The sequence below is a fragment of the Pseudonocardia sp. genome (assembly GCF_035305885.1).
GTDB lineage: Bacteria > Actinomycetota > Actinomycetes > Mycobacteriales > Pseudonocardiaceae > Pseudonocardia.
On record NZ_DATGOP010000013.1, the window covers coordinates 19,747 to 40,421 of the forward strand.

Genomic DNA, 20,675 nt, shown 5'->3' on the forward strand with positions numbered 1-20,675 from the left:
GCCACCCATGCAGCTCGTGTTCGACACCGAGCAGGAGGACCTGCGCCGCGCCGTGCGCCGGTTCCTGGAGAACGAGGTGCCGCCCTCGAAGGTGCGCACCCTGATGGAGACCCCCGACGCGCACGACCCGGCGCTGTGGCACCGGATGGCCACCGAGCTGGGCCTGCAGGGGCTGCTGGTCCCCGAGGAACACGGCGGGAGCGGAGCGGGTTTCGTCGAGCTCGCGGTGGTGGCCGAGGAGATGGGCCGCGCGGTGCTGCCCGGACCGTTCCTCTCCACCGCCGTCCTCGCGGTGTCGGCCGTGCTCGACGCCGGCGACGACGAGGCGGCGAAGGACCTGCTACCCGGCATCGCGGACGGCTCGACCATCGCCACCCTCGCCGTCACCGAGGGCGGCGGGCGCTGGGAGCTGGACGCCACGACCGCCACCGCACAGCCGACGGGCCAGGGCTGGGCGCTGCACGGCGTCAAGGACTACGTGCCCGACGGCGCGCTCGCCGGGCTCCTGCTCGTGGTGGCCCGTACCGACGCGGGCCTCTCGCTGTTCGCCGTGGACGGCGCCTCCCCCGGTGTCACCCGCACGGCGCGGCCGACGCTGGACCAGACCCGCCCGCTCGCCCGCGTGGAGCTCGACGGGGCGGTCGGCCGGCTCGTCGGTGCGGACGGCGCCGCCGGCGACACGGTCCAGCAGACGCTGCACAAGGCCGCGGTCGCGCTCGCGCTGGAACAGGTCGGCGGCGCGCAGGCCGCGCTGGACATGGCGGTGGACTACGCCAAGCAGCGCGTCCAGTTCGGCCGCGTGATCGGCTCGTTCCAGGCCGTCAAGCACAAGGCGGCCGACGTGATGCTCAAGGTCGAGTCGGCACGGGCGGCGGCCTACTACGGGGCGTGGGCGGTGGCCGCGGGGTCCGCCGAGGTGCCGGCCGTCGCGAGCCTCGCCAAGGCGTACTGCTCCGACGCCTACTTCGCCGCGGCCGCGGAGAACATCCAGATCCACGGCGGCATCGGGTTCACCTGGGAGCACGACGCGCACCTGCACCTGAAGCGCGCCGAGGCCACGAGGCTGTGGCTCGGCGACCCGAGCTGGCACCGTGCGCGGCTGGCTGACGCGATCGGGGTGTGACCGGGTCCGCCGGGCCCGGGTCGGGCGCGCCGCCGGACGAGCGCACCCGGTACGCGTGGCGGCTGCTGTCCGTGGTCTGCCTGGCGTCGCTGATGACCGGGGTCAACGTGAGCTCGCTCAACATCGCGCTCCCGGCGATCGTCGACGGGCTCGACGCCGGCCCGGTCGCGGCGAGCTGGATCCTGCTGTCGTTCCAGCTCACGCACGTCACGCTGATGGTCTTCTTCGGGCGCATGGCCGACGTGCTGGGCCGGCGGACGATGTACCTCACCGGCATCGCCCTGTTCACGACGGCGAGCCTGGTCGCGGGGGCGGCACCGGACGTCGGGCTGCTCATCGCGTGCCGCGTGGCGCAGGCGACGGGCGCGGCCATGCTCATCACGAACAGCGCGGCCCTGGTCACGGCCGCGTTCCCGCAGCGGCTCCTCGGGCAGGGCCTCGGCATCTACATGGCGTCGTTCTCGTTGGCGCAGATGCTCGGCCCCACCGTGGGCGGGCTGGTCACCAGCGAGCTCGGCTGGCGCTGGACGCTGCTGTTGAACGTGCCGGTCGGCGTCGTCTGCCTGCTGTGGGGCCTGCGGGTGATGGAACGGGTGCCGCGCTCGGGCGAGCCGCTGCGGCTGGACCCGGTGGGCAACGTGCTCGTGGTGCTCGGACTCGGCGGCCTGCTCACGGCGCTCTCGCAAGGCGGCACCGCCGGCTGGACGGATCCGGTGGTGGTCGGCGGCCTCGTCGCATTCGCCGTCGCGCTGCCGGCGTTCCTCGTCGTGGAGTTGCGCGTCGCGCACCCGGTGGTGGACGTGCGGCTGTTCCGCGTGCCGGTGGTGGGCGTCGGGGTGCTCGCCGGGTTCCTCGGCGCGATGTCGCGCTTCGCCGTGGTGCTGCTCATGGGCCTGTACTTCCAGGCCGTCCAGGGGGACACGCCCAGCGAGGCAGGCCTGAAGGTGCTGCCGCTCGCGGTGGCCTCGATCGTGTCCGCACCGGGGGCGGGAACGCTGATGCGCTGGGTGCGGGCGCGGACCATGGCGGCGGTCGCCTCGTCGGTCTCGCTGGCCGGGCTGGTGCTGCTGCTGGTGGTGGTGGACGTCGACACGCCGTACGCGCTGCTCATCGCCGCGGTCGTGGTGATCGGGCTCGGCTCGGGAGCGTTCATCCCGGCCAACAGCACGGCGATGCTGCAGGGCGTCCGCTCCGAACGGCTGGGGATCGTCAACGGCGTGCGCCTGATGGCGCAGAGCTCCGGGGTGGTGGTCAGCACCGCCGTGACGCTCACGCTGATCAGCCTCCCGTTGCCGCCCGCCCTGCGCGGACACGTGCTCGACGGCTCGCTCGCCCGGGTCGACCCGTCCGGCCTCGACGGGCTGATCACCGGCTACCGCTGGGCGTTCGGGGTGATGGCGGTGACGGCGGCGCTGTGCGTGCTGACGTCGCTGGTGGGGCGGCGGGTGGCACAGCCAGGGGTTCAGGGAGGCCACCTTCTGGAACCTGCACGACAGCGACGTGGCGTTCCGGAACGTCCGGCATCCGAGTAGGAGGACCGCACATGGGAGTGCTCGACGGACGGGTCGCGCTCGTCACCGGCGCCAGCCGGGGCATCGGGGCGGCCATCGCGCGCCGGCTCGCGGCCGAGGGAGCGGCCGTCGCGGTGTCCGCGCGCACCGCGGCACCGGGCGAGTCGCGCTTCGCGGGCACGATCGCCGAAACGGCCGGGGCCATCGAGGACGCCGGTGGGCGGGCGCTCGCCGTCCGCGCGGACCTGTCCCGTCCCGAGGACCGCGCCGCGCTCGTCGAGCGGGTCGAAGCCGAGCTCGGACCGGTCGACATCCTGGTCAACAACGCGGCGGTCACCTGGTTCGCACCGGTCGCCGAGTTCTCCGACAAGCGCTTCGCGCTGATGTTCGAGGTGCAGGTGACCGCGCCGTTCGATCTGGCCCGGCGCGTGCTGCCGGGCATGCGCGCGCGGGGCGGCGGCGCGATCCTCAACGTCTCCTCGCGGGCGGCGATCCACCCGCCGCCGACGCGCCCCGGTCGCGGCGGGACGGTCTACGGGATGTGCAAGGCGGCGGTCGAGCGGTTCAGCACCGGGCTGGCGGCCGAGGTGCACGCCGACGGCGTGGCGGTCAACGCGCTCTCGCCGAACCGCGTGGTGCCCACCCCCGGCACGCTGCACCACCACCTCACCACCCCCGACGACCCGGCGTCCGAGCCCCAGGCGGTGATGGCGGAGGCCGCGCTCGCGCTGTGCCGGCCGACCGACCCGCTCCTGACCGGCCGGATCGCCTACTCCCAGGACCTGCTCACCGAGCTCGGCATCGCCGTCCCGTCATGAGGCCGGGGTGGGTGCGCGTCGACTGCCACGTCCACACGGTCGCGTCGGGCGACTCGGTGCTCGGGCTGGAGGAGCTGGCCGACCGCGCGCGTGGCGAGGGCATCGACGTGGTGTTCGTGACCGACCACCACGAGATCTCCGCGGCCGTCGCCGCGCGCGGGCGGGACCTCGGCGTGCGCATCGAGGTCGGCGAGGAGATCCGGACGCCCGACGGTGAGGTGCTCGGCCTGTTCCTCACCGAGCGCATCCCGTACGTCCTCCCGCTGCCGCAGGTGGTGGCCCGGATCCGGGCCCAGGGCGGGCTCGTCGGCCTCCCGCACCCCTGTGACCCGGCGCGGGCCGGCACCGGCGCCGTGGCCGACGGGCTCTGCGCGGCCGGCCGGGTGGACTTCGTGGAGGTGTTCAACGCCAAGGTCGCCGACGCGGCGCACAACGCGGCGGCCGCCGCGCTGGCCGCCCGGCACGACCTGCCCGCCACCGCGGGATCCGACGCCCACGACGGGCCCGGGGTGGGCGCCGCGTACGTCGAGATGCCGGAGTTCGACGGCCCCGCGGACTTCCTCGAGCGCCTCGCGGCCGGACGCGTCGTCGGCGAGCTCCGCCCGCACGCACGGCGCTTCCCGAGCCTTGACACGCGCCGTGACGTACCGCACGATCGAGACCGATTCTAGAGCAGGATTCTAGTGGTTTTGGCCGCTCGCAGCGCTGCGAGCGCACTGCGCCCCAACGAGGAGGCCGCATGCCCGCCACCGTGCCGACCCCGCGATCCGTGGCTCCGCTGCTCGAGGTCGAGGACCTCCACGTCGAGTTCGACACCCCGGACGGCCCGGTCGAGGCGGTCACCGGGGTGGGCCTCACCGTCGGGGCGCAGGAGACCGTCGCGGTGGTGGGCGAATCCGGCTCGGGCAAGACCGTCACGGCGCTCGCCGTGCTCCAGCTGCTCGACGGCGGGCGGATCAGCCGCGGCCGGGTGCTGTGGGACGGCACCGACCTCACCGGGCTCGACCGCCGCGCGCTACGCCGGATCCGGGGCAACGAGATCGCGATGATCTTCCAGGACCCGATGACGTCGCTCGACCCCCTCTACAGCGTCGGGCACCAGATCGTCGAGGCGCTGCGGCTGCACAGCCGGATGAGCAAGCGCGCCGCACGGGAGCGGGCCGTCGAGCTGCTGGCGCGGGTCGGCATGCCCGACCCGCGCCGCAGGCTGGACTCCTACCCGCACCAGCTCTCCGGGGGCCAACGGCAGCGGGTGATGATCGCGATCGCGCTGGCCTGCTCGCCCCGGCTGCTCATCGCCGACGAGCCCACCACGGCGCTCGACGTGACGGTCGAGGCGCAGATCCTCGAGCTGCTCCGCGAGCTGCAGGCCGAGTACCGCACGGCGATGCTGCTGGTGACCCACGACATGGGAGTCGTGGCCGAGACCGCCGACCGCGTGATCGTGTTCTACGCCGGGCAGGTCGTCGAGCACGGTCCCGCGGCCGACGTGCTGCGCGACCCGCAGCACCCGTACACCGCGGCGCTCCTGGAAGCCGTGCCCGGGCGGGAGACCGATCGCGCCGAGCCGCTCGCCGCCATCCCAGGCGCGGTCCCGCCGCCCCGGGCGATGCCACCGGGCTGCCGGTTCCACACCCGGTGCGCGATGGCGTGGGACGAGTGCGCGCGCGACGAGCCGCAGCTCTACCCCCTGTCCGGGGCGCGCGCGGCCCGGTGCCTTCGGCACCGCTCGGGCACGGCGGTGCCCGTCGCCACCGGGAAGGGGGCCTGATGTCGTCACCCGCAGCCCGAGCGCTGCCCACCGGCGCCCCACCGGACGAGGACCTGCTGGAGGTCACCGATCTCGTCAAGCACTTCCCGATCACCCGCGGCATCCTGCGGCGCACGATCGGGCACGTCCGGGCGGTCGACGGTGTGTCGTTCCGGATCGCCCCCGGTGAGACCGTCGGGCTGGTCGGCGAGTCCGGGTCCGGCAAGTCGACCGTCGCCCGGCTCGTGCTGCGGCTGCTGGAGCCGACGAGCGGGAGCATCCGGTTCGCGGGCCGCGAGATCGCCCACCTGCCGGCCAAGGAACTCGTTCCGCTGCGGCGCCGGATGTCGATCGTCTTCCAGGACCCGGTGAGCTCGTTCGACCCGCGCATGACGGTCTGCTCGGTGATCACCGAGCCGCTGGAGGCGCAGGGCATCTCGACCGGCCGCGAGGCCCGGCGGCGGGCGGGCGAGCTGCTGGAGCTGGTCGGGCTCTCGGCGGGCGACCTGGACCGCTACCCGCACCAGTTCTCCGGCGGGCAGGCCCAGCGGATCGCCATCGCCAGGGCGCTGTCCACCGACCCGCGGCTGCTCGTCTGCGACGAGGCGGTCAGCGCCCTCGACGTCTCGGTGCAGGCGCAGGTGCTCAACCTGCTGCGCCGGCTGCAGGCCGAGCTGGACCTCGCGTACCTGTTCATCGCGCACGACCTGAACGTCGTCCGCTACGTGTCCGACCGGGTGTGCGTGATGTACCTGGGCCGGATCGTCGAGCAGGGCCCCGCCGACCAGCTGCTCGCCGACCCCCGCCACCCGTACACGCAGAGCCTCGCCGCCGCGATCGCGGCCGACCCGCGCAGCGGTGTGCGGCGCCGCCGAGGTGTCGTCCGCGGGGAGACGCCGAGCCCGAGCGATCCACCACCCGGCTGCCACTTCCACCCCCGCTGCCCGTACGCGTTCGACCGGTGCACCTCCGTCGTCCCGGTTCCCGTCGCGGCGGGACCGGGCCGGACGGCGTCCTGCCACCTCGTCGGGGAGGCCCGCGGTGCTTGAGTACGTCGTCCGCCGCGGGCTCTACGGGGTGCTCGTCGTCGCGCTCGTCACCGTCTTCGTGTTCCTGACGCTGCGGCTGATCCCCGGCGACGTCGTGCGCCTGCAGCTCGCCGACGCACCCGGCGTGGGCCCGGAGCAGATCGCCCAGCGCGCCGCGCAGCTCGGCCTCGACCAACCGCTGCTGACGCAGCTCGGGCGCTTCGTCGCCGACGCGGTCACCGGCGACTTCGGCACGTCGTTCCAGAGCGGCGAGCCGGTCACGGCGCTCATCGCGGAGCGGCTGCCCACCACGCTGCAGCTGGGGGTCATGGCGCTGCTGGTGAGCGTCGTGCTCGGCGTACCGCTCGGGCTGCTGTCGGCCGTGCGCCAGAACAGCTGGCTCGACCAGGGGCTGCGCGCGGTGTCGGTGGCGGGCCTGTCGATCCCGAACTTCTGGCTGGGCCTGCTGCTCGTCACCTACCTCGCCCTGTGGTTCTCGTGGTCGCCGCCGCTGGTGTACCGCACGCCGGCCGAGGACCTCGGCTCCAACCTCGTGCACATGGCGCTGCCCGCGATCGCGCTCGGCGTGACCGGCATGGCCGCGATCGCCCGCATGCTGCGCTCCTCGATGCTGGAGGTGCTGCGCTCGCCGTTCATCCGCACGGTGCGGGCGAAGGGCGCACCGGAGCGGACCGTGCTCCTCACCCACGCCGTGCGCAACTCGCTGGTGCCGGTCTTCAGCCTCATCGGCCTGCAGGTCGGGCACATCCTCGGCGGCACCGTCATCCTCGAGTCGATCTTCGCGATCCCCGGGATGGGGATGCTCATCTTCGAGTCCGTCCAGCTGCGCGACTACCCCGTCGTGCTCGGCTGCGTCGTCGTGTACGGCGCGGTGTTCATCCTGGTCAACCTCGTGGTCGACGTGCTGTACGGCGTGATCGACCCCCGGATCCGGTACGCGTAGAGGAGGCCACGATGAGCGACATCGCGGCATCGGCCCCGCTCCCTCGGCGGACGGTCGGCACTCGGCGGGCGCTGCGCGTGCTGCGCCGCCAGCCGCTCGGCGTCGCCGCGGGTCTCGTGATCGTGCTGCTCGTGGTGGCCGCGGCGCTCGCGCCCGTCATCGCGCCGTTCGACCCCACGGCCCAGAACCGCGCCGATTTCCTCCAGGTCCCCGGCGGGGCCTACCTGATGGGCACCGACGACCTCGGCCGCGACATCTTCAGCCGTGTGCTCCACGGCGCGCGGACATCTCTGCTGGTCGCGGTGTGCACCCTGGCGGTCGGCGGCGCGCTCGGGGTCGCGATCGGCGTGGTGTCGGGGTACTTCGCGGGCGGCTGGGTCGACACGCTGCTGCAGCGCGTCATGGACACGCTGATGGCGATCCCGGGCATCGTGCTGCTGCTGTTCGTGGCCGCGCTGCTCGGCCCGAGCATCCGCAACACGGTGATCGCGCTCAGCCTGCTCGTCGTGCCCTCGTTCAACCGCGTGGCGCGCGGGGAGATGCTGCGCATCCGCGAGGAGCTCTACGTCGAGTCGGCCCGCGCCGCCGGCTGCAGCACGTGGCGCATCCTGCGCCGGCACGGGCTGCCCAACCTGCTGGCGCCGATCCTCGTGGTCACCAGCCTGATGTTCGCGATCGTGATCATCGCGGAGTCCGCGCTGAGCTTCCTCGGCATCGGCACCCCGCCGCCCACCCCGTCGTGGGGCGCCATGCTGAGCGACGGCTCCCGATACATGGAGATCGCCCCGTGGATGGTCGTGTTCCCCGGGGGCGCGCTCACCGTGGCCGTGCTCGCGTTCAACCTGCTCGGTGACGCGCTGCGCGACGTCTTCGACCCGAAGCAGTCCCGCTGACAACCCGGGGGTCCCCATGCGCTCGTTCCGGCTCGCGACCGCGCTCGTGCTCGTCGCACTCCTCGGATCGGCCTGCTTCAGCGCGCCCGGCGGCGACGGCGGCGGCCTCGAGGCCCGCCGCCCCCGGCAGGATGCCGGGCCGGCCCAGCCCGGCGGCGTCTTCCGCTACGCGCTGCCGTCCGACGCCCGCTCGCTCGACCCGCACAGCCAGTCGTCGTTCAACACCCACATCGCGATCGGCTCGACCTACAGCAAGCTCGTCGACTTCCGTACCGGGCCCGACATCCCCTACGGCGCCCCGGAGCTGGAGGGCGACCTGGCGGAGAGCTGGGAGCCCTCCCCCGACGGGCGCACCTGGACCTTCCACCTGCGCCGCGGCGTGCGGTTCCACGACGTGGCGCCGGTGAACGGGCGCGAGTTCACCGCGCAGGACGTCCTCTGCACGGTGCAGCGCATCCGCGAGCTGCCCGGCCACCAGGTCAGCCAGCTCGCGATGGTGCAGGACGTCACCGCGCCCGACCCGTACACCGTCGTCTTCCACCTCACCGAGCCGTACGCCGAGTTCGACACGAACCTCGCCGGGCACTTCATGTGGATGCTGCCGTGCGAGGGCACCCGCGGGGAGTTCGACCTCGCCACCACCGCGATCGGCACCGGGCCGTACGTCCTGGAGCGCTGGGAACGCGACCGGGAACGGGTGCTCACCGCGCACCCCGACTACTACGTCGAGGGCCAGCCCTACATCGATCGCATCGAGATCTCGATCGTGCCCGACCAGGCCGCCGCCATCGCCGCGTTCCGCACCGGGCAGACCGACTACCTCAGCGCGCTCACGCTCGACACCCGGCAGGCCCAGCGCATCCTCGACGAGAACCCCGAGGCGGTGCTGTTCCGCGAGCAGGGCCTCACGCAGACGCGGGTGTACATGAACCAGGAACGCGCGCCGTTCGACGACCTGCGGGTGCGCCGCGCCGTCGCGCTCGCGATCGACCGGCAGGGGATGATCGACTCGATCCGGGCGGGCGGCAGTCCGACGGCCGCCGTCACCCCCACGCTGTTCGGCGGGCTCCCCGCGGAGGAGGTGACGCGGCTGCAGCCGCACGACCCCGAGCAGGCGCGCCGGCTGCTGGCCGAGGCCGGGTACCCGCAGGGCTTCTCCACCAAGATGATCATCACGGACGGCTACGGCGAGAACGTCGTGCGCGAGGCGCAGTGGGTGCAGCAGGACCTCGCGAAGGTCGGCATCCAGGTCGAGCTCGTCGTGCAGGACTACGCCACGTACTTCACCGAGAGCTTCGCCGGCAAGAACTACGACATGGGCTACGGCCTGCAGACCCCGATGCTCTCGGCCGACGAGTACCTGTCCGGCGAGTGGACCTCCGACGGCCCCCGCAACTGGTACGGCATCGCCGACCCGGCGCTCGACCAGATGATCCTCCGGCAGCGCGGCGAGCTCGACCGGGCCGCCCGCGAGCGGCAGCTGCACGACATCCAGCGCTACATCATCGAGAACGTGTCCAACCCGGTGCCGCTCTACGTCTACGACGGCCTGTCCATCTACGCGCCGTACGTGCACGACGTCTTCCCGCACCCGGACTACGGGACCCGGCACCAGGCCCGCATGTGGCTGGGCCCGGAGGCGCCGGGACGGGAGTGAGCGGCCGCCCGTGGTCAGCGGGTGATCGCGTCCAGGGCGGCGCGCACGTCGGCGACCAGGTCCGACGGGTCCTCGCACCCGGCCGAGAAGCGCAGCAGGCCGGGTGCGACGTCGTCGCCCCAGCGCCGACGGCGGTCGACGGTGCTGCGCAGCCCGCCGAAGCTGGTGGCTGATCCGACCAGTCGCGACGCGCCGAGGAAGGCCTCGACGGCCGCCTCCGAGGCGAGCGTGAACCGCAGCACGCCGTTCCAGCGCCGCATCTGCCGTGACGCCACCGCGTGCGCCGGGTCGGCCGGGTCGCCCGGCCAGCGGACGTCGGTGACGGCGGGGTGGTCGCGCAGCACCCCGACGAGCGCCGCGGCGTTCTCGGCCTGACGGGCGAGCCGCAGGTCGAGCGTGGCGAGGCCGCGGTGGGCGAGCCACGCCTCCATCGGGCCGGGGACGGCGCCGCCGCGCGAGCGCGCCTCCCGCAACCTCGCCACCAGCTCGGGGTCGCGGGCGCTGACGTGGCCGAGCACGACGTCGCCGTGCCCGGCGAGCGCCTTGGTGTCGGAGGCGATCACCAGGTCGGCGCCGAGCTCGAGCGGCCGCTGGCCGAGCGGGGTCGCGGTGGTGTTGTCGACGGCGAGCAGAGCGCCCGCTTCGTGGGCGGCCGCCGCGGCCGCGGCGATGTCGACGACGTCGAGCCCGGGGTTGGACGGCGTCTCGACCAGCACGAGCGCGGCCCCGTCCAGCGGCGGCAACGGCGCCGCCGTCGGCGTCTCGCGGACCTCGACGCCCAGCGGCGCGATCTCGGAATGCGCGAGCGAGCGCGCCAGGTAGTAGCCGTCGGAGGGCAGCACGAGCGCCCCGTCAGGGGCGGCGAGGCGCAGCACGGCGGCGATGGCCGCCATCCCGGAGGCGAAGACCACGCACTCGCCGCCGTCGAGCTCGCCGATGGCGGCCTCGAGCGCCCGCCAGGTGGGGTTGTCGGAGCGGCCGTAGAAGTCGGTGGGCGTCGGCTCCGACGGCAGCCCGAGGTGGAACGTCGACGACAGCACCGGCCCCGGGTGCATCGGAGCCCCGGTCTCGCCCGGTGCGTGCCCGCCGTGCACGCACCGCGTGCCGTCCCCGATCACGCGAGGCACCCTACGTCGCGCCGCGGGGCGTCACTCGGGGCGGGGCGCCCGGCTGATCAGCTCCTTGCCCATCTCCGCCGCCGAGAGGCCCTCGTGGCAGACCCGGCGCACCGCGTCGGCGATCGGCAGCTCCACGCCCGTCCGCTCGCCGAGCGCGCAGATCGACTTGCAGCTCTTCACCCCCTCCGCGACCTGCCCGTGGTTGGCCGCCTCGGCCTGGGCGAGCGACTCACCGCGGCCGAGGTGCTCGCCGAAGGTCCGGTTGCGCGACAGCGGGGACGAGCAGGTGGCCACGAGGTCGCCGAGCCCGGCCAGCCCGGCGAACGTCAGCGGGTCGGCCCCGAGCGCCGTGCCCAGCCGGGCGGTCTCGGCGAGCCCGCGGGTGATGAGCGACGCCCTGGTGTTGTCGCCGAAACCCATCCCGGCGGCGATGCCGCAGGCGAGCGCGATGACGTTCTTGCACGCCCCGCCCAGCTCGCAGCCGATGACGTCGGTGTTGGTGTAGGAGCGGAAGTAGCCGGTGGTGCAGGCCTGCTGCAGCTCGACCGCGCGGTCGTGGTCGGTGCAGGCGATCACGGTGGCGGTCGGCTCCTCGGCGGCGATCTCCCGGGCGAGGTTCGGGCCGGACACGACGGCCACCTGGTCCGGGGGCACGTCGGCGACCTCGCAGATCACCTCGCTCATGCGCATCAGCGTGCCCAGCTCCACGCCCTTGGCGAGGCTCACCAGCGTCCGTCCGCGCGGCAGCAGGTCGCGCCACCGCTCGAGGTTCTCCCGCAGCGTCTGCGACGGCACCGCGAACACCACGGCGTCGGCGCCGTCGAGCGCCTCCGCCGGGTCCGGGGTGGCCGTGAGCAGCGTGGGCAGCACGATGCCGGGCAGGTAGTCGGGGTTGGCGTGCTGCTCGTTGATCGCGGCGGCGATCTCGGGGCGGCGCGCCCACAGCTTCACCTCGCGGCCTGCGTCGGCCAGCACCTTGGCGAACGTGGTGCCCCACGAGCCGGCACCGAGCACGGCGACGCGACGCACCGTCGTCACGAGGCGGTCCTCCTGTAGAACTCCTCGGGGGCCTGCTCGCCCCGCACCTCGGCGAGGAGGTCGCGGATCCGGACCATGATCAGGTCGGTGACCTCGCGCAGCAGCTCCGCGTCGACGGGACGGCCCCGGTAGGCCGACAGGTCCACGGGCGGCCCGCAGCGCACCACGACCTTCTTGCGCGGCAACGGGCGGAACTTGCGGTTGTACTTGTCGAGCACATCGCGGGTGCCCCAGTGCACGGCGGGGAGCACCGGAACGTCGGTGGCGAGCGCGAGCCGGGCGACGCCGGTGCGCGCGGCCATCGGCCAGCCGTCCGGATCGCGGGTGATCGTGCCCTCGGGGTAGATCACGACGACCTTGCCCTCCCGCAGCGCCCGCGCGCCGTGCTCGAGGCTCTGCTGGGCGTCGGCCGACTCGCGGAAGACGGGGATCTGCCCGCTGCCGTTCAGCACGGCCCGCAGCACCGGGATGTTCCACAGGCTGTGCTTGGCCAGGAAGCGCGGGACCCGGCGCGCGGTGTGCACGAACAGCGCGCTGTAGATCGGGTCGAGGTGGGAGATGTGGTTGGCGACGAAGAGGGCGCCGCCTGTGGCCGGTAAGTGCTCCCTGCCCTCGTAGCGGGCGCGGGAGAGCAGCCAGCCCAGCGGATACACGAACACCGCCGCGAAGGCGATCCAGAATCCGCCCTTCTCACGCTTGACCACGACCCAGAGTGTTCCTGCCTCGGTGGCGGAGGTCCACCACGGGGTCGGGCACGATGGAGAGGTGACCTCGATCGACGACCGGGCGAGGGTGGATCTCGTCGTCCCCGTCAAGCCGCTGGCCAAGGCGAAGTCGCGGCTGCGCGGTGCCGCCGACGGCGGCATCGGCGAACCCCGCGCCCATGCGCGGCTGGCCATGGCGCTGCTGCGCGACACGGTCGACGCCGTGCGCGCCGCCCGCGCCGTGCGGCACCTGCTGGTGGTCAGCTCCGACCCGGTCGTCGCGGCCGAGCTGGGCGTCTTCGGCATCGACGTGGCGCCGGACGGCCCGGTGCCCGGCCTCAACCCGGCCTACGAGCGCGGCGCCGCGATCCTGCGCGAACGCGACCCCGCCGCGGCGGTCGGCGCGCTGCAGGCCGACCTGCCCGCTCTGCGCCCGGAGGAGCTCGACGACGCCATCGCCGCGGCGCTCGCGCTGTTCGCGGGCGGGGCGCGGCGGGCCTTCGTCCCCGACACCGAGGGCACCGGCACCACGTTCCTGCTCGCCGCTCCCCTCGAACCGCTCGCCCCGAGGTTCGGGGAGGGCTCCGCGCGCGAGCACCAGGCGTCCGGGGCGCTCCGCCTCGCCGGGGAGTGGCCGGGCCTGCGCCGCGACGTCGACACCGCCGCCGACCTGCGCGAGGCGACCACCCTCGGTCTCGGCGAGCACACCGCCTGCGCGCTGGCCCTGATCCCGGGCTGCTGAGAGGGGATCGCGCCACCCGGTTCGTCACCGAGCGTTCACCTCGAAATCCGCCCCGGTCACGAACACATCACCCGCCCGGTGCGGAACAATCGTCCCGTGGCTGAGGACGCGCGCAGGAAGCAGGCGAACGGCGCGGGTGACGGTGCCCGGCGGGCCCGCACGGGCCGCGGCGCACCCCGACCGTCGCGGCGCCGCGTCAGCCCGGCGGGCACCCCGGCGAACGCCGTCGCCGCCCCGGCGGCGCCCTCGGGTGGCGCGGCCCGCACGTCGAACGCGCCGTCGGAGGCCGCGGTGCCGGTGAGCCCGCCCGCCCGCACCCGCGCCCCGGTCTCCGAGCTGCCCGAGGACCGCTACTTCAACCGCGAACTGTCCTGGCTGGACTTCAACGCGCGGGTGCTCGCCCTGGCCGAGGACCCCAGCCAGCCGCTGCTGGAGCGGGCGAAGTTCCTGGCGATCTTCGCCTCGAACCTCGACGAGTTCTACATGGTCCGCGTCGCCGGCCTGAAGCGCCGCGACGAGACCGGGCTCGCCGTGCGCAGCGCCGACGGCCTGTCCCCCCGCGAGCAGCTGGCCCGCATCTCCGCGCGCACGCAGGCGATCCAGGTGGCGCACGCGCGGGTGTTCCTCGACCACGTGCGGCCCGAGCTGGAGGCGGAGGGGATCCGCATCCTGCGCTGGGCGGACCTCACCGACGACCAGCGGGCGCGGCTGTCGGCGTACTTCTCCGCCCAGGTGTTCCCGGTGCTCACGCCGCTCGCGGTGGACCCGGCGCACCCCTTCCCGTACATCTCGGGGCTGTCGCTCAACCTGGCCGTCACCGTCCGCGACCCGGACGGTCGCACCGAACGCTTCGCCCGCGTGAAGGTGCCCGACAACGTGCCGCGGCTGGTGCGGGTCGACACCGACGACGACACCGTCACGTTCCTGCCCATCGAGGACCTGATCTCCGCCCACCTCGGCGAGCTGTTCACCGGGGTCGAGGTGGCCGAGGTGCACGCGTTCCGGGTCACCCGCAACGCCGACCTCGAGGTCGAGGAGGACCGCGACGAGGACCTCCTGCAGTCGCTCGAACGCGAGCTCGCGCGCCGCCGGTTCGGCCCACCGGTGCGCCTCGAGGTCACCGACACGATGAGCGACCACGTGCTGGAGCTGCTGCTGCGCGAGCTCGACGTCGACCCGCACGACGTGGTCACCGTGCCCGGCCTGCTCGACCTCACCGCGCTGTGGGCCGTGCACGCGGTCGACCGGCCCGATCTCAAGGACGAGCCGTGGGTGCCCGCCACCCACCCCGCCTTCGCCGACCGGGAGACCCCGCGCAGCGTGTTCGCCACGCTGCGGGAGGGCGACGTGCTGGTGCACCACCCGTACGACTCGTTCTCCACGAGCGTGCAGCGGTTCATCGAGCAGGCGGCGTCCGACCCGAACGTGCTCGCGATCAAGCAGACGCTCTACCGCACCTCGGGCGACTCGCCGATCGTCGACGCCCTCATCGACGCCGCCGCGGCGGGCAAGCAGGTCGTCGCGCTCGTCGAGATCAAGGCGCGCTTCGACGAGCAGGCCAACATCCGCTGGGCCCGCGAGCTGGAGAAGGCGGGCGTCCACGTCGTCTACGGGCTCGTGGGTCTCAAGACCCACTGCAAGACCTCGCTCGTCGTACGCCAGGAGGGCTCGACGATCCGCCGCTACTGCCACATCGGCACCGGCAACTACAACCCGAAGACCGCCCGGCTCTACGAGGACATCGGCGTGCTCACCGCCGACCCGACGATCGGCGCGGACCTCACCGACCTGTTCAACTCGCTCACCGGCTACTCCCGCCAGACCTCCTACCGCAGCCTGCTCGTCGCGCCCTACGGCGTGCGGCGCGGCATCGTGCGGCGCATCGAGGACGAGATCGAGGCCAAGCGGGAGGGCCGCGCGGCGGGCATCCGCATCAAGGTCAACTCGCTGGTCGACGAGCAGGTGATCGACGCGCTGTACCGGGCGTCGCAGGCGGGCGTGCCGGTCGACATCGTGGTGCGCAGCATCTGCGCGCTGCGCCCCGGCCGGCCGGGGCTGTCGGAGAACATCCGCGTGCGCTCGATCCTCGGCCGGTTCCTCGAGCACTCGCGGATCTTCCACTTCGCCGCGGCCGACGAGTACTGGATCGGCAGCGCCGACATGATGCACCGCAACCTCGACCGGCGGGTCGAGGTGCTGCTGCGCGTGCAGGACCCGCGCCTGGCCAAGCAACTGGGCGACGTGCTCGACTCCGCGCTCGACCCGGCCACCCGGTGCTGGACGCTGAGCCCGGACGGTCCCTGGGAGCCGTCGCCGCCCCCCGACTCGGGGATCACGCACGTGCGCGACCACCAGGCCGAGATGATGCTCCGCCACGCCTCCGGGTCGGCCACGGAGGCGGAGTGACGGCGCCCCGCGTCGTCGCCACACCCACCGCCGACGTGCTCGCAGCCGGGGCCGTGCTGTGGCGAAGAGCGGCGTCCGGCGGGGTCGAGGTCGCCGTCGTGCACCGGCCCAGGTACGACGACTGGTCGTTCCCGAAGGGCAAGCTCGACGCGGGCGAGACGATGCCCTTCGCCGCGGTCCGCGAGATCGCCGAGGAGACCGGGCAGTCGGCGCGGCTCGGCCCGCTGCTCGGCGACGTCCGCTACGCCGTCGCGGCCGGCGGCAAGGTCGTGCGGTACTGGGCGGCCGAGGCGCGCGGCGGCGGGTTCACGCCGGGCGAGGAGACCGACGAGCTGCGCTGGCTCCCGCCCGACCGGGCCACCGAGCTGCTGTCCTACGCACACGACCGCGACCTCCTGGCGCGGTTCACGCGGACCGGCCCGCCGTTCTCGGTGATCGCGCTCGTCCGGCACGCCAAGGCGGGCAGCCGCGACCAGTGGGACGGCGACGACGCCCTGCGCCCGCTCTCCGGCTCGGGCCGGGAGCAGGCGCAGCAACTCGACCGGCTGCTCGGGCTGTTCGGCCCCGACCGCCTGGTGTCCGCCCCTCCGGTGCGCTGCCGCGACACCGTGGCCCCGCTGGCCGAACGGCTGGCGCTGCCGGTCGCCGACGAGCCCCTGCTCGGCGAGGTCGGCTACCGGGAGGACCCGGCGGCGGGCCTCGCGCGCATCCGTGAGCTGGCGAGGGTCGCCGGGGTCACGGTCGTGTGCAGCCAGGGCGGGGTGATCCCGCACGTGGTCGAGACCCTCGCCGGCGCGGCGGGGCTCACCGGCGTGGACCAGGACGGCGTGCCGGCCAGGAAGGGCAGCACCTGGCTGCTCACGTTCGGCCCCGGCGCCACGCTGCGCACGGCCGACTACTACGACACCCCCACCGGCTAGCGCGCCGCCGCCTCGACGGCGGGCGCGGGCCGCGCGCCGGGGATCCACCGCAGGGCCAGGCCGCCGAGGACGAGGTGGACGACGCCCGCCACCGCGGCGACGGCGTGCAACCCGGTCACGAACGCACCCTTCGCCCCGTCGGCGAGCGCGGGCGCGAGGTCGGGCAGTTGGAGCGTCCCGTCCAGGGTCGGGGCGAGGCCGGGCCCGGTGAGCCGGAACAGCAGGGCGGCGAGCGAGCCCAGGAGCGCGATTCCCAGCGCGTTGCCGATCTCGTTGCTGGTCTCGGCGATCGCGCCCGCCGAGCCCGCCCGCTCGACCGGTACGGCGCCGACGGCGGTGTCGGCGACCAGCGAGAAGGAGATGCCGTACCCGACGCCCGCGATCGCCGTGGACGCCACGTACCAGCCGACGCCGCCGGTGGTGGCGGTGGGCAGCAGCGCCAGCAGGCCGGCGGCGATGGACAGGTGGCAGCCGACGAGCGCGGCGCGCTTCCCGACCCGGTCGACGACGGCCGGGGTGACGATGCAGGTGGTGGTGAGCACCACCGCGCCGGGCAGGGCGAGCAGCGCGGCGGCGAGGACCGGCAGGCCGAGCACCGACTGGAGGTAGACCCCCGACAGGTACGCCGTCGCCGACCAGGCGGCCAGCGGAACCAGGCCGGTGATGATCGCCACGGTGAAGACGCGGTCGCGGAAGAGGGAGAAGTCCACCAAGGGGTGTTCGAGACGCTGCTGCCGCCGGGCGAACCATGCGAGCAGCACCACGCCCGCGGCCCCGGAACCGACCGCGGTGGCCGAGACGCCCTCGGCGGCGACGTGCTTGAGGGCGTGGACCGCGAGCAGGAGACCGGCCGCGGAGGCCACCACGCTCGCGGCGTCGACCCGGCCGGGGCGGGTGGCGCGGACCTCGCGGAGCAGGACCGGCGCGAGGAGCAGGAACACGGCGATGACCGGGAGGTTGACCAGGAAGACCGAGCCCCACCAGAACCGCTGCAGCAGGACGCCGCCGAGGATCGGGCCGATGGCGAACCCGGCCGCGAACGCCGCGGCGAAGATGCCGATGGCCTGCGCCCGGCGCCGCGGGTCGGCGAAGAGCTCGCTCAGCACGGCGAGCGCCGACGGCAGCAGCGTCGCGCCCGCGATCCCCATCAGGGCGCGGGCGGCGATGAGCAGCTCCGCGGTCGGCGCGAACGCCGCCGCGGCCGAGCCGACGCCGAACACGGTCGCGCCGATCGTGAGGAGCTTGCGCCGGCCGTACCGGTCGCCGATGGAGCCGAAGGCGATGAGCAGCGAACCGACGGCGAAGCCGTAGACGTCGAGGATCCACAGGGCCTGGTCGGCCGTCGGGGCGAGCGCCTGGCTGATCCGGGGCATCGCCAGGAACAGGATCGACCCGTCCATCGAGACCAGCAGGACGGGCCCGAGGACCACCAGGAGCCCGAGCCAAGCCCGCAGGCCGGGGGCGTCATGCGCGTGCTGTCGTGGCATGACGGCGACGCTGCGCCTGCGCACGGCGGCCGACCAGCCCCGTGCCGTGGGTAGACCCAGCAGGGGTACCCGGCGGGGCGCCCGCCGCGCATAACCTCGGCCGGGTGGAGAGCCTCGGCGCGTTCCTGAAGAGCCGGCGCGACCGCGTCACGCCCGCCGACGTCGGCCTGCGCACCCACGGCGCGGTGCGCAGGGTGCCCGGCCTGCGCCGGGAGGAGCTCGCCCTGCTCGCCGGGGTGAGCGCGGGCTACTACACGCGCCTGGAGCAGGGGCAGGCCGAGACCGCCTCCCCGCAGGTCCTCGACGCGCTGGCCCGCGCGCTGCGGCTCGACGAGATCGAGACCGTCCACCTGCACAACCTCGCCCGCCGGCCCGCCGCGCGCCGGCTCGCCGAACCGCCGCCGGAGGAACCCGCCCCGCACGTCCTCGCGCTGCTGGACGCGATCGCGGACGCGACGCCCGCGATCGTGCTCGGCAGGCGCGGCGACGTGCTCGCCTGGAACCGCACCGGCCACGCGCTGCGGGCCGAGCACGTCCCGTTCGGCGCGCCGGGGCACCCGGCGCAGCGGCCGTCGATCACCCGCATGCTCTTCCTGGACCCGCTCGCCCGCGACCTGTACCGCAACTGGGCGGAGGTGGCGCTCGCCCACGTCGCCCACCTGCGGCTCACCGCGGGCCGCCACCCCACGGACGCGCGGCTGGCCGAGCTGATCGGCGAGCTCTCGATGCGCAGCGACGAGTTCGCCGCGATGTGGGCCAGCGGCGTGGTGGCCGACTGCACCACGGGCACGATGGAGCTGCAGCACCCGACCGTCGGGCCGGTCGAGGTGACCTACCACGTCTGGCTCCAGCCCGACAGCCCGGACGTCCGGCTGGAGATCTACACCCCGAACGACCCCGGCTCCGCCGACGCCCTGCGCATCCTGGCCCAGCAGAGCCATCCGGACCGGGAGCCCGCGGCGCGCCGGCGCTAGCTGAGCAGCAGCGGCGCGTCCCAGACGTCCGGGCCGACGGTGCCCGGGTGGTGGGCGAACGTCGCGAGCGCGAGGGCCACGCCCGCCGCGCCGGTGAGCAGCCCCGGCTCGTCCGCGGCGACGAAGCGGCCCGCGCGGGTCCGGTACGCGTGCCGGAAGCCGAAGGGGGCGGTCCGGTCGAACGAGTACAGCAGGCGCTGCGCGAGCACGCCCGCCGCGGCGCGCAGCACCGGGTCGGGGTCGTGCTCGGAGACGCGCAGCACGACCTGCAGCAGCCCGGCCAGCCCGTGGCAGACCGTCGGCCCGACGAGACGCGCCTGCGACCAGGGGCGGAGCACGACGCCGCGCAGGGCCCGCACCGCCGCGCCGCACAGCTCGGCGTCGCCGAGCGCGATCCCGGCGAGGTGCAGGGCCCGGGCGACGCCCGCGGTGCCGCGGCACCAGGCCGCGCTCGCGGCCGCGTCCGGGGACGGGGCCTCGTCGCCCTCGTCGCCGACGGCGCGGAGCAGCGGATCGACGAGCGCGCGCATCGCGTCGGCCATGCCCTCGACCCGGTGGCCGCGGTCGTGGGCGAGCGCCATCAGGGCGAGCGGCGCGGCAAGGCCGTTCGCGAGGCCGACGTCCGGCTGCGCGGTCGCGGCGACGGGGCGGGTGCGGGAGACGAGGTGGCGCAGCAGCGTGTCGAGCGCCTCGCCGCAGTGGTCGTCACCGAGCGCGAGCAGGAGCCTGCCCACACCGGCGAGGCCGCGCACCCCGCCGTGGTCGGCGCCCGGCTCGGCCCGCCGGGCGTGCGTCGCGACCCGCTCCTCGCACGACTCGGCCACCGCGTGGGCGAGCGAGCGCAGGAGCTTCGGGTAGCCGCCGTGGACGCTGGTGTGCAGCACGACCGCGGGCACCAGGTCGGCAGCGGGCCCGGGGGCGGCCGCGGCGAGGTGGGCGTGCGTCGCGGCGGCGAACGACGGCTCGGCCACCGACATCGTGGCGTGCACCAGCGCGATGCCGGGGTGGCCTGCCGGCAGCGCCGTCGCGTCCCACCCCGGGTGGCCCGCCGGGCGCCGGACCCGGCGGGCGGTGGCGATGACCGACTCTGGGGAGCGGAGCCGGTCGGCCACCTCGATCGCGACGGTGATCGCCCGCCGCCGCAGGTCCGGCGAGACGGGGAGCGAGAGCGCGGTCACCGCCCGCGCCCCGCCCCACCGCGCCGCACCGCGGCGTGCGAACGGCCCACCGGGAGGACGGACACGGTCACCGCCGTCCCGTCGTCCGCGTGGGCCGCTCCAGGTCCTCGGCGCCGGCTGGGGCGAACGTCTCGGTCGGCATCGCGCAGTCTCCGATCCTCGGTGGTGGGCCACCGCCCAGCCCACTGTAAGGATCGTTCAACGATCCGACAAGACGTTGATCCCCTGATCCTCAGCCGCTAGGGTGTCGACGACCGCGCGGGGACTACTTCTTGTTGTTCTTCGCCTTGGCCTTCTTGCCCTTGCCGGCCTTGGCCTTGTCCTTCTTGTCGGCGTCCTTCTTGTCGGCGTCCTTCTTGTCGGC

General features: G+C 74.4%; 18 protein-coding genes. 13 read left to right on the top strand and 5 right to left on the bottom strand.

The features are described 5' to 3' along the window. The first annotated feature begins 7 nt into the window (after positions 1–7). From VKZ81_RS02210 to VKZ81_RS02250, 9 genes are all read left to right on the top strand, one after another. Positions 8–1,123, top strand: a complete 1,116-nt coding sequence (locus VKZ81_RS02210; RefSeq protein ID WP_324239674.1) for an acyl-CoA dehydrogenase family protein — start codon at positions 8–10, stop codon at positions 1,121–1,123. Then, a complete protein-coding gene (locus tag VKZ81_RS02215; protein WP_324239675.1) occupies positions 1,120–2,655 on the top strand; it encodes an MFS transporter in 1,536 nt (511 codons plus the stop codon). The genes VKZ81_RS02210 and VKZ81_RS02215 overlap by 4 nt, the downstream gene beginning before the upstream one ends. An 11-nt stretch (positions 2,656–2,666) precedes the next feature. Beyond that, a complete protein-coding gene (locus VKZ81_RS02220; protein ID WP_324239676.1) occupies positions 2,667–3,452 on the top strand; it encodes an SDR family NAD(P)-dependent oxidoreductase in 786 nt (261 codons plus the stop codon). Then, positions 3,449–4,123, top strand: a complete 675-nt coding sequence (locus VKZ81_RS02225; protein WP_324239677.1) for a CehA/McbA family metallohydrolase — start codon at positions 3,449–3,451, stop codon at positions 4,121–4,123. Before VKZ81_RS02220 ends, VKZ81_RS02225 begins: the two co-directional genes overlap by 4 nt. A 68-nt stretch (positions 4,124–4,191) precedes the next feature. After that, positions 4,192–5,223 carry an ABC transporter ATP-binding protein gene (locus tag VKZ81_RS02230; RefSeq protein WP_324239678.1) on the top strand — a complete coding sequence of 344 codons (1,032 nt, stop codon included), beginning with the start codon at positions 4,192–4,194 and terminating at the stop codon, positions 5,221–5,223. Beyond that, positions 5,223–6,251, top strand: coding sequence for an ABC transporter ATP-binding protein (locus VKZ81_RS02235; RefSeq protein WP_324239679.1), 1,029 nt, complete (start codon positions 5,223–5,225; stop codon positions 6,249–6,251). The genes VKZ81_RS02230 and VKZ81_RS02235 overlap by 1 nt, the downstream gene beginning before the upstream one ends. Further along, on the top strand, positions 6,244–7,194 hold the full coding sequence (locus VKZ81_RS02240) for an ABC transporter permease (protein ID WP_324239680.1): 951 nt from the start codon (positions 6,244–6,246) through the stop codon (positions 7,192–7,194). The genes VKZ81_RS02235 and VKZ81_RS02240 overlap by 8 nt, the downstream gene beginning before the upstream one ends. Positions 7,195–7,205: 11 nt before the next feature. Next, entirely contained in the window at positions 7,206–8,087 is an 882-nt protein-coding gene (locus VKZ81_RS02245; RefSeq protein WP_324239681.1) for an ABC transporter permease, read from the top strand. 16 nt (positions 8,088–8,103) lie between these two features. After that, the gene (locus VKZ81_RS02250) at positions 8,104–9,744 is read left to right on the top strand and encodes an ABC transporter substrate-binding protein (RefSeq protein WP_324239682.1); all 1,641 of its coding nucleotides are present in this window, start codon (positions 8,104–8,106) and stop codon (positions 9,742–9,744) included. A gap of 14 nt (positions 9,745–9,758) precedes the next feature. Here the strand turns inward: VKZ81_RS02250 and VKZ81_RS02255 are convergent, their stop codons facing one another. Genes VKZ81_RS02255 through VKZ81_RS02265 form a run of 3 tightly spaced genes read right to left on the bottom strand, consistent with a single transcriptional unit; the run spans position 9,759 to position 12,604 of the window. Further along, positions 9,759–10,862, bottom strand: a complete 1,104-nt coding sequence (locus VKZ81_RS02255) for a cystathionine gamma-lyase (RefSeq protein ID WP_324239683.1) — start codon at positions 10,860–10,862, stop codon at positions 9,759–9,761. Between the two features lie 30 nt (positions 10,863–10,892). After that, positions 10,893–11,891 carry an NAD(P)H-dependent glycerol-3-phosphate dehydrogenase gene (locus VKZ81_RS02260; RefSeq protein WP_324239690.1) on the bottom strand — a complete coding sequence of 333 codons (999 nt, stop codon included), beginning with the start codon at positions 11,889–11,891 and terminating at the stop codon, positions 10,893–10,895. Between the two features lie 5 nt (positions 11,892–11,896). Beyond that, entirely contained in the window at positions 11,897–12,604 is a 708-nt protein-coding gene (locus VKZ81_RS02265; protein ID WP_324239684.1) for a lysophospholipid acyltransferase family protein, read from the bottom strand. A 61-nt stretch (positions 12,605–12,665) separates the two neighbouring features. Here VKZ81_RS02265 and cofC point away from each other — a divergent pair, with 61 nt between their 5' ends. The 3 genes from cofC to VKZ81_RS02280 all read left to right on the top strand — a co-directional run bounded on the left by cofC (position 12,666) and on the right by VKZ81_RS02280 (position 16,672). Continuing rightward, positions 12,666–13,346, top strand: a complete 681-nt coding sequence (cofC, locus tag VKZ81_RS02270) for a 2-phospho-L-lactate guanylyltransferase (RefSeq protein WP_324239685.1) — start codon at positions 12,666–12,668, stop codon at positions 13,344–13,346. A 96-nt stretch (positions 13,347–13,442) separates the two neighbouring features. Continuing rightward, a complete protein-coding gene (locus VKZ81_RS02275) occupies positions 13,443–15,752 on the top strand; it encodes an RNA degradosome polyphosphate kinase (protein WP_414709318.1) in 2,310 nt (769 codons plus the stop codon). Continuing rightward, entirely contained in the window at positions 15,749–16,672 is a 924-nt protein-coding gene (locus tag VKZ81_RS02280; RefSeq protein WP_324239686.1) for an NUDIX hydrolase, read from the top strand. Before VKZ81_RS02275 ends, VKZ81_RS02280 begins: the two co-directional genes overlap by 4 nt. Here the strand turns inward: VKZ81_RS02280 and VKZ81_RS02285 are convergent. Next, a complete protein-coding gene (locus VKZ81_RS02285; RefSeq protein WP_324239687.1) occupies positions 16,669–18,159 on the bottom strand; it encodes an MFS transporter in 1,491 nt (496 codons plus the stop codon). The two genes, VKZ81_RS02280 and VKZ81_RS02285, sit on opposite strands and share 4 nt — an antisense overlap. Positions 18,160–18,263: 104 nt before the next feature. On the opposite strand from VKZ81_RS02285, the gene VKZ81_RS02290 reads away from it, so the two are divergent. Next, complete coding sequence (locus tag VKZ81_RS02290) at positions 18,264–19,133, top strand: helix-turn-helix domain-containing protein (protein WP_324239688.1); 870 nt, start codon at positions 18,264–18,266, stop codon at positions 19,131–19,133. Here VKZ81_RS02290 and VKZ81_RS02295 read toward each other — a convergent pair. Next, positions 19,130–20,311: a lanthionine synthetase LanC family protein gene (locus VKZ81_RS02295; RefSeq protein ID WP_324239689.1), complete on the bottom strand. Its 1,182-nt coding sequence runs from the start codon at positions 20,309–20,311 to the stop codon at positions 19,130–19,132. The genes VKZ81_RS02290 and VKZ81_RS02295 overlap by 4 nt on opposite strands. Positions 20,312–20,675 lie beyond the last annotated feature (364 nt).

Excerpts from the sequence above, each read along its gene's own strand:
- VKZ81_RS02210 (WP_324239674.1), top strand. The coding sequence starts at position 8 with ATGCAGCTCGTGTTCGACACCGAGCAGGAGGACCTGCGCCGCGCCGTG.
- VKZ81_RS02220 (WP_324239676.1), top strand. The coding sequence starts at position 2,667 with ATGGGAGTGCTCGACGGACGGGTCGCGCTCGTCACCGGCGCCAGCCGG.
- VKZ81_RS02225 (WP_324239677.1), top strand. The coding sequence starts at position 3,449 with ATGAGGCCGGGGTGGGTGCGCGTCGACTGCCACGTCCACACGGTCGCG.
- VKZ81_RS02230 (WP_324239678.1), top strand. The coding sequence starts at position 4,192 with ATGCCCGCCACCGTGCCGACCCCGCGATCCGTGGCTCCGCTGCTCGAG.
- VKZ81_RS02235 (WP_324239679.1), top strand. The coding sequence starts at position 5,223 with ATGTCGTCACCCGCAGCCCGAGCGCTGCCCACCGGCGCCCCACCGGAC.
- VKZ81_RS02245 (WP_324239681.1), top strand. The coding sequence starts at position 7,206 with ATGAGCGACATCGCGGCATCGGCCCCGCTCCCTCGGCGGACGGTCGGC.
- VKZ81_RS02250 (WP_324239682.1), top strand. The coding sequence starts at position 8,104 with ATGCGCTCGTTCCGGCTCGCGACCGCGCTCGTGCTCGTCGCACTCCTC.
- VKZ81_RS02285 (WP_324239687.1), bottom strand. The coding sequence starts at position 18,159 with ATGCCACGACAGCACGCGCATGACGCCCCCGGCCTGCGGGCTTGGCTC.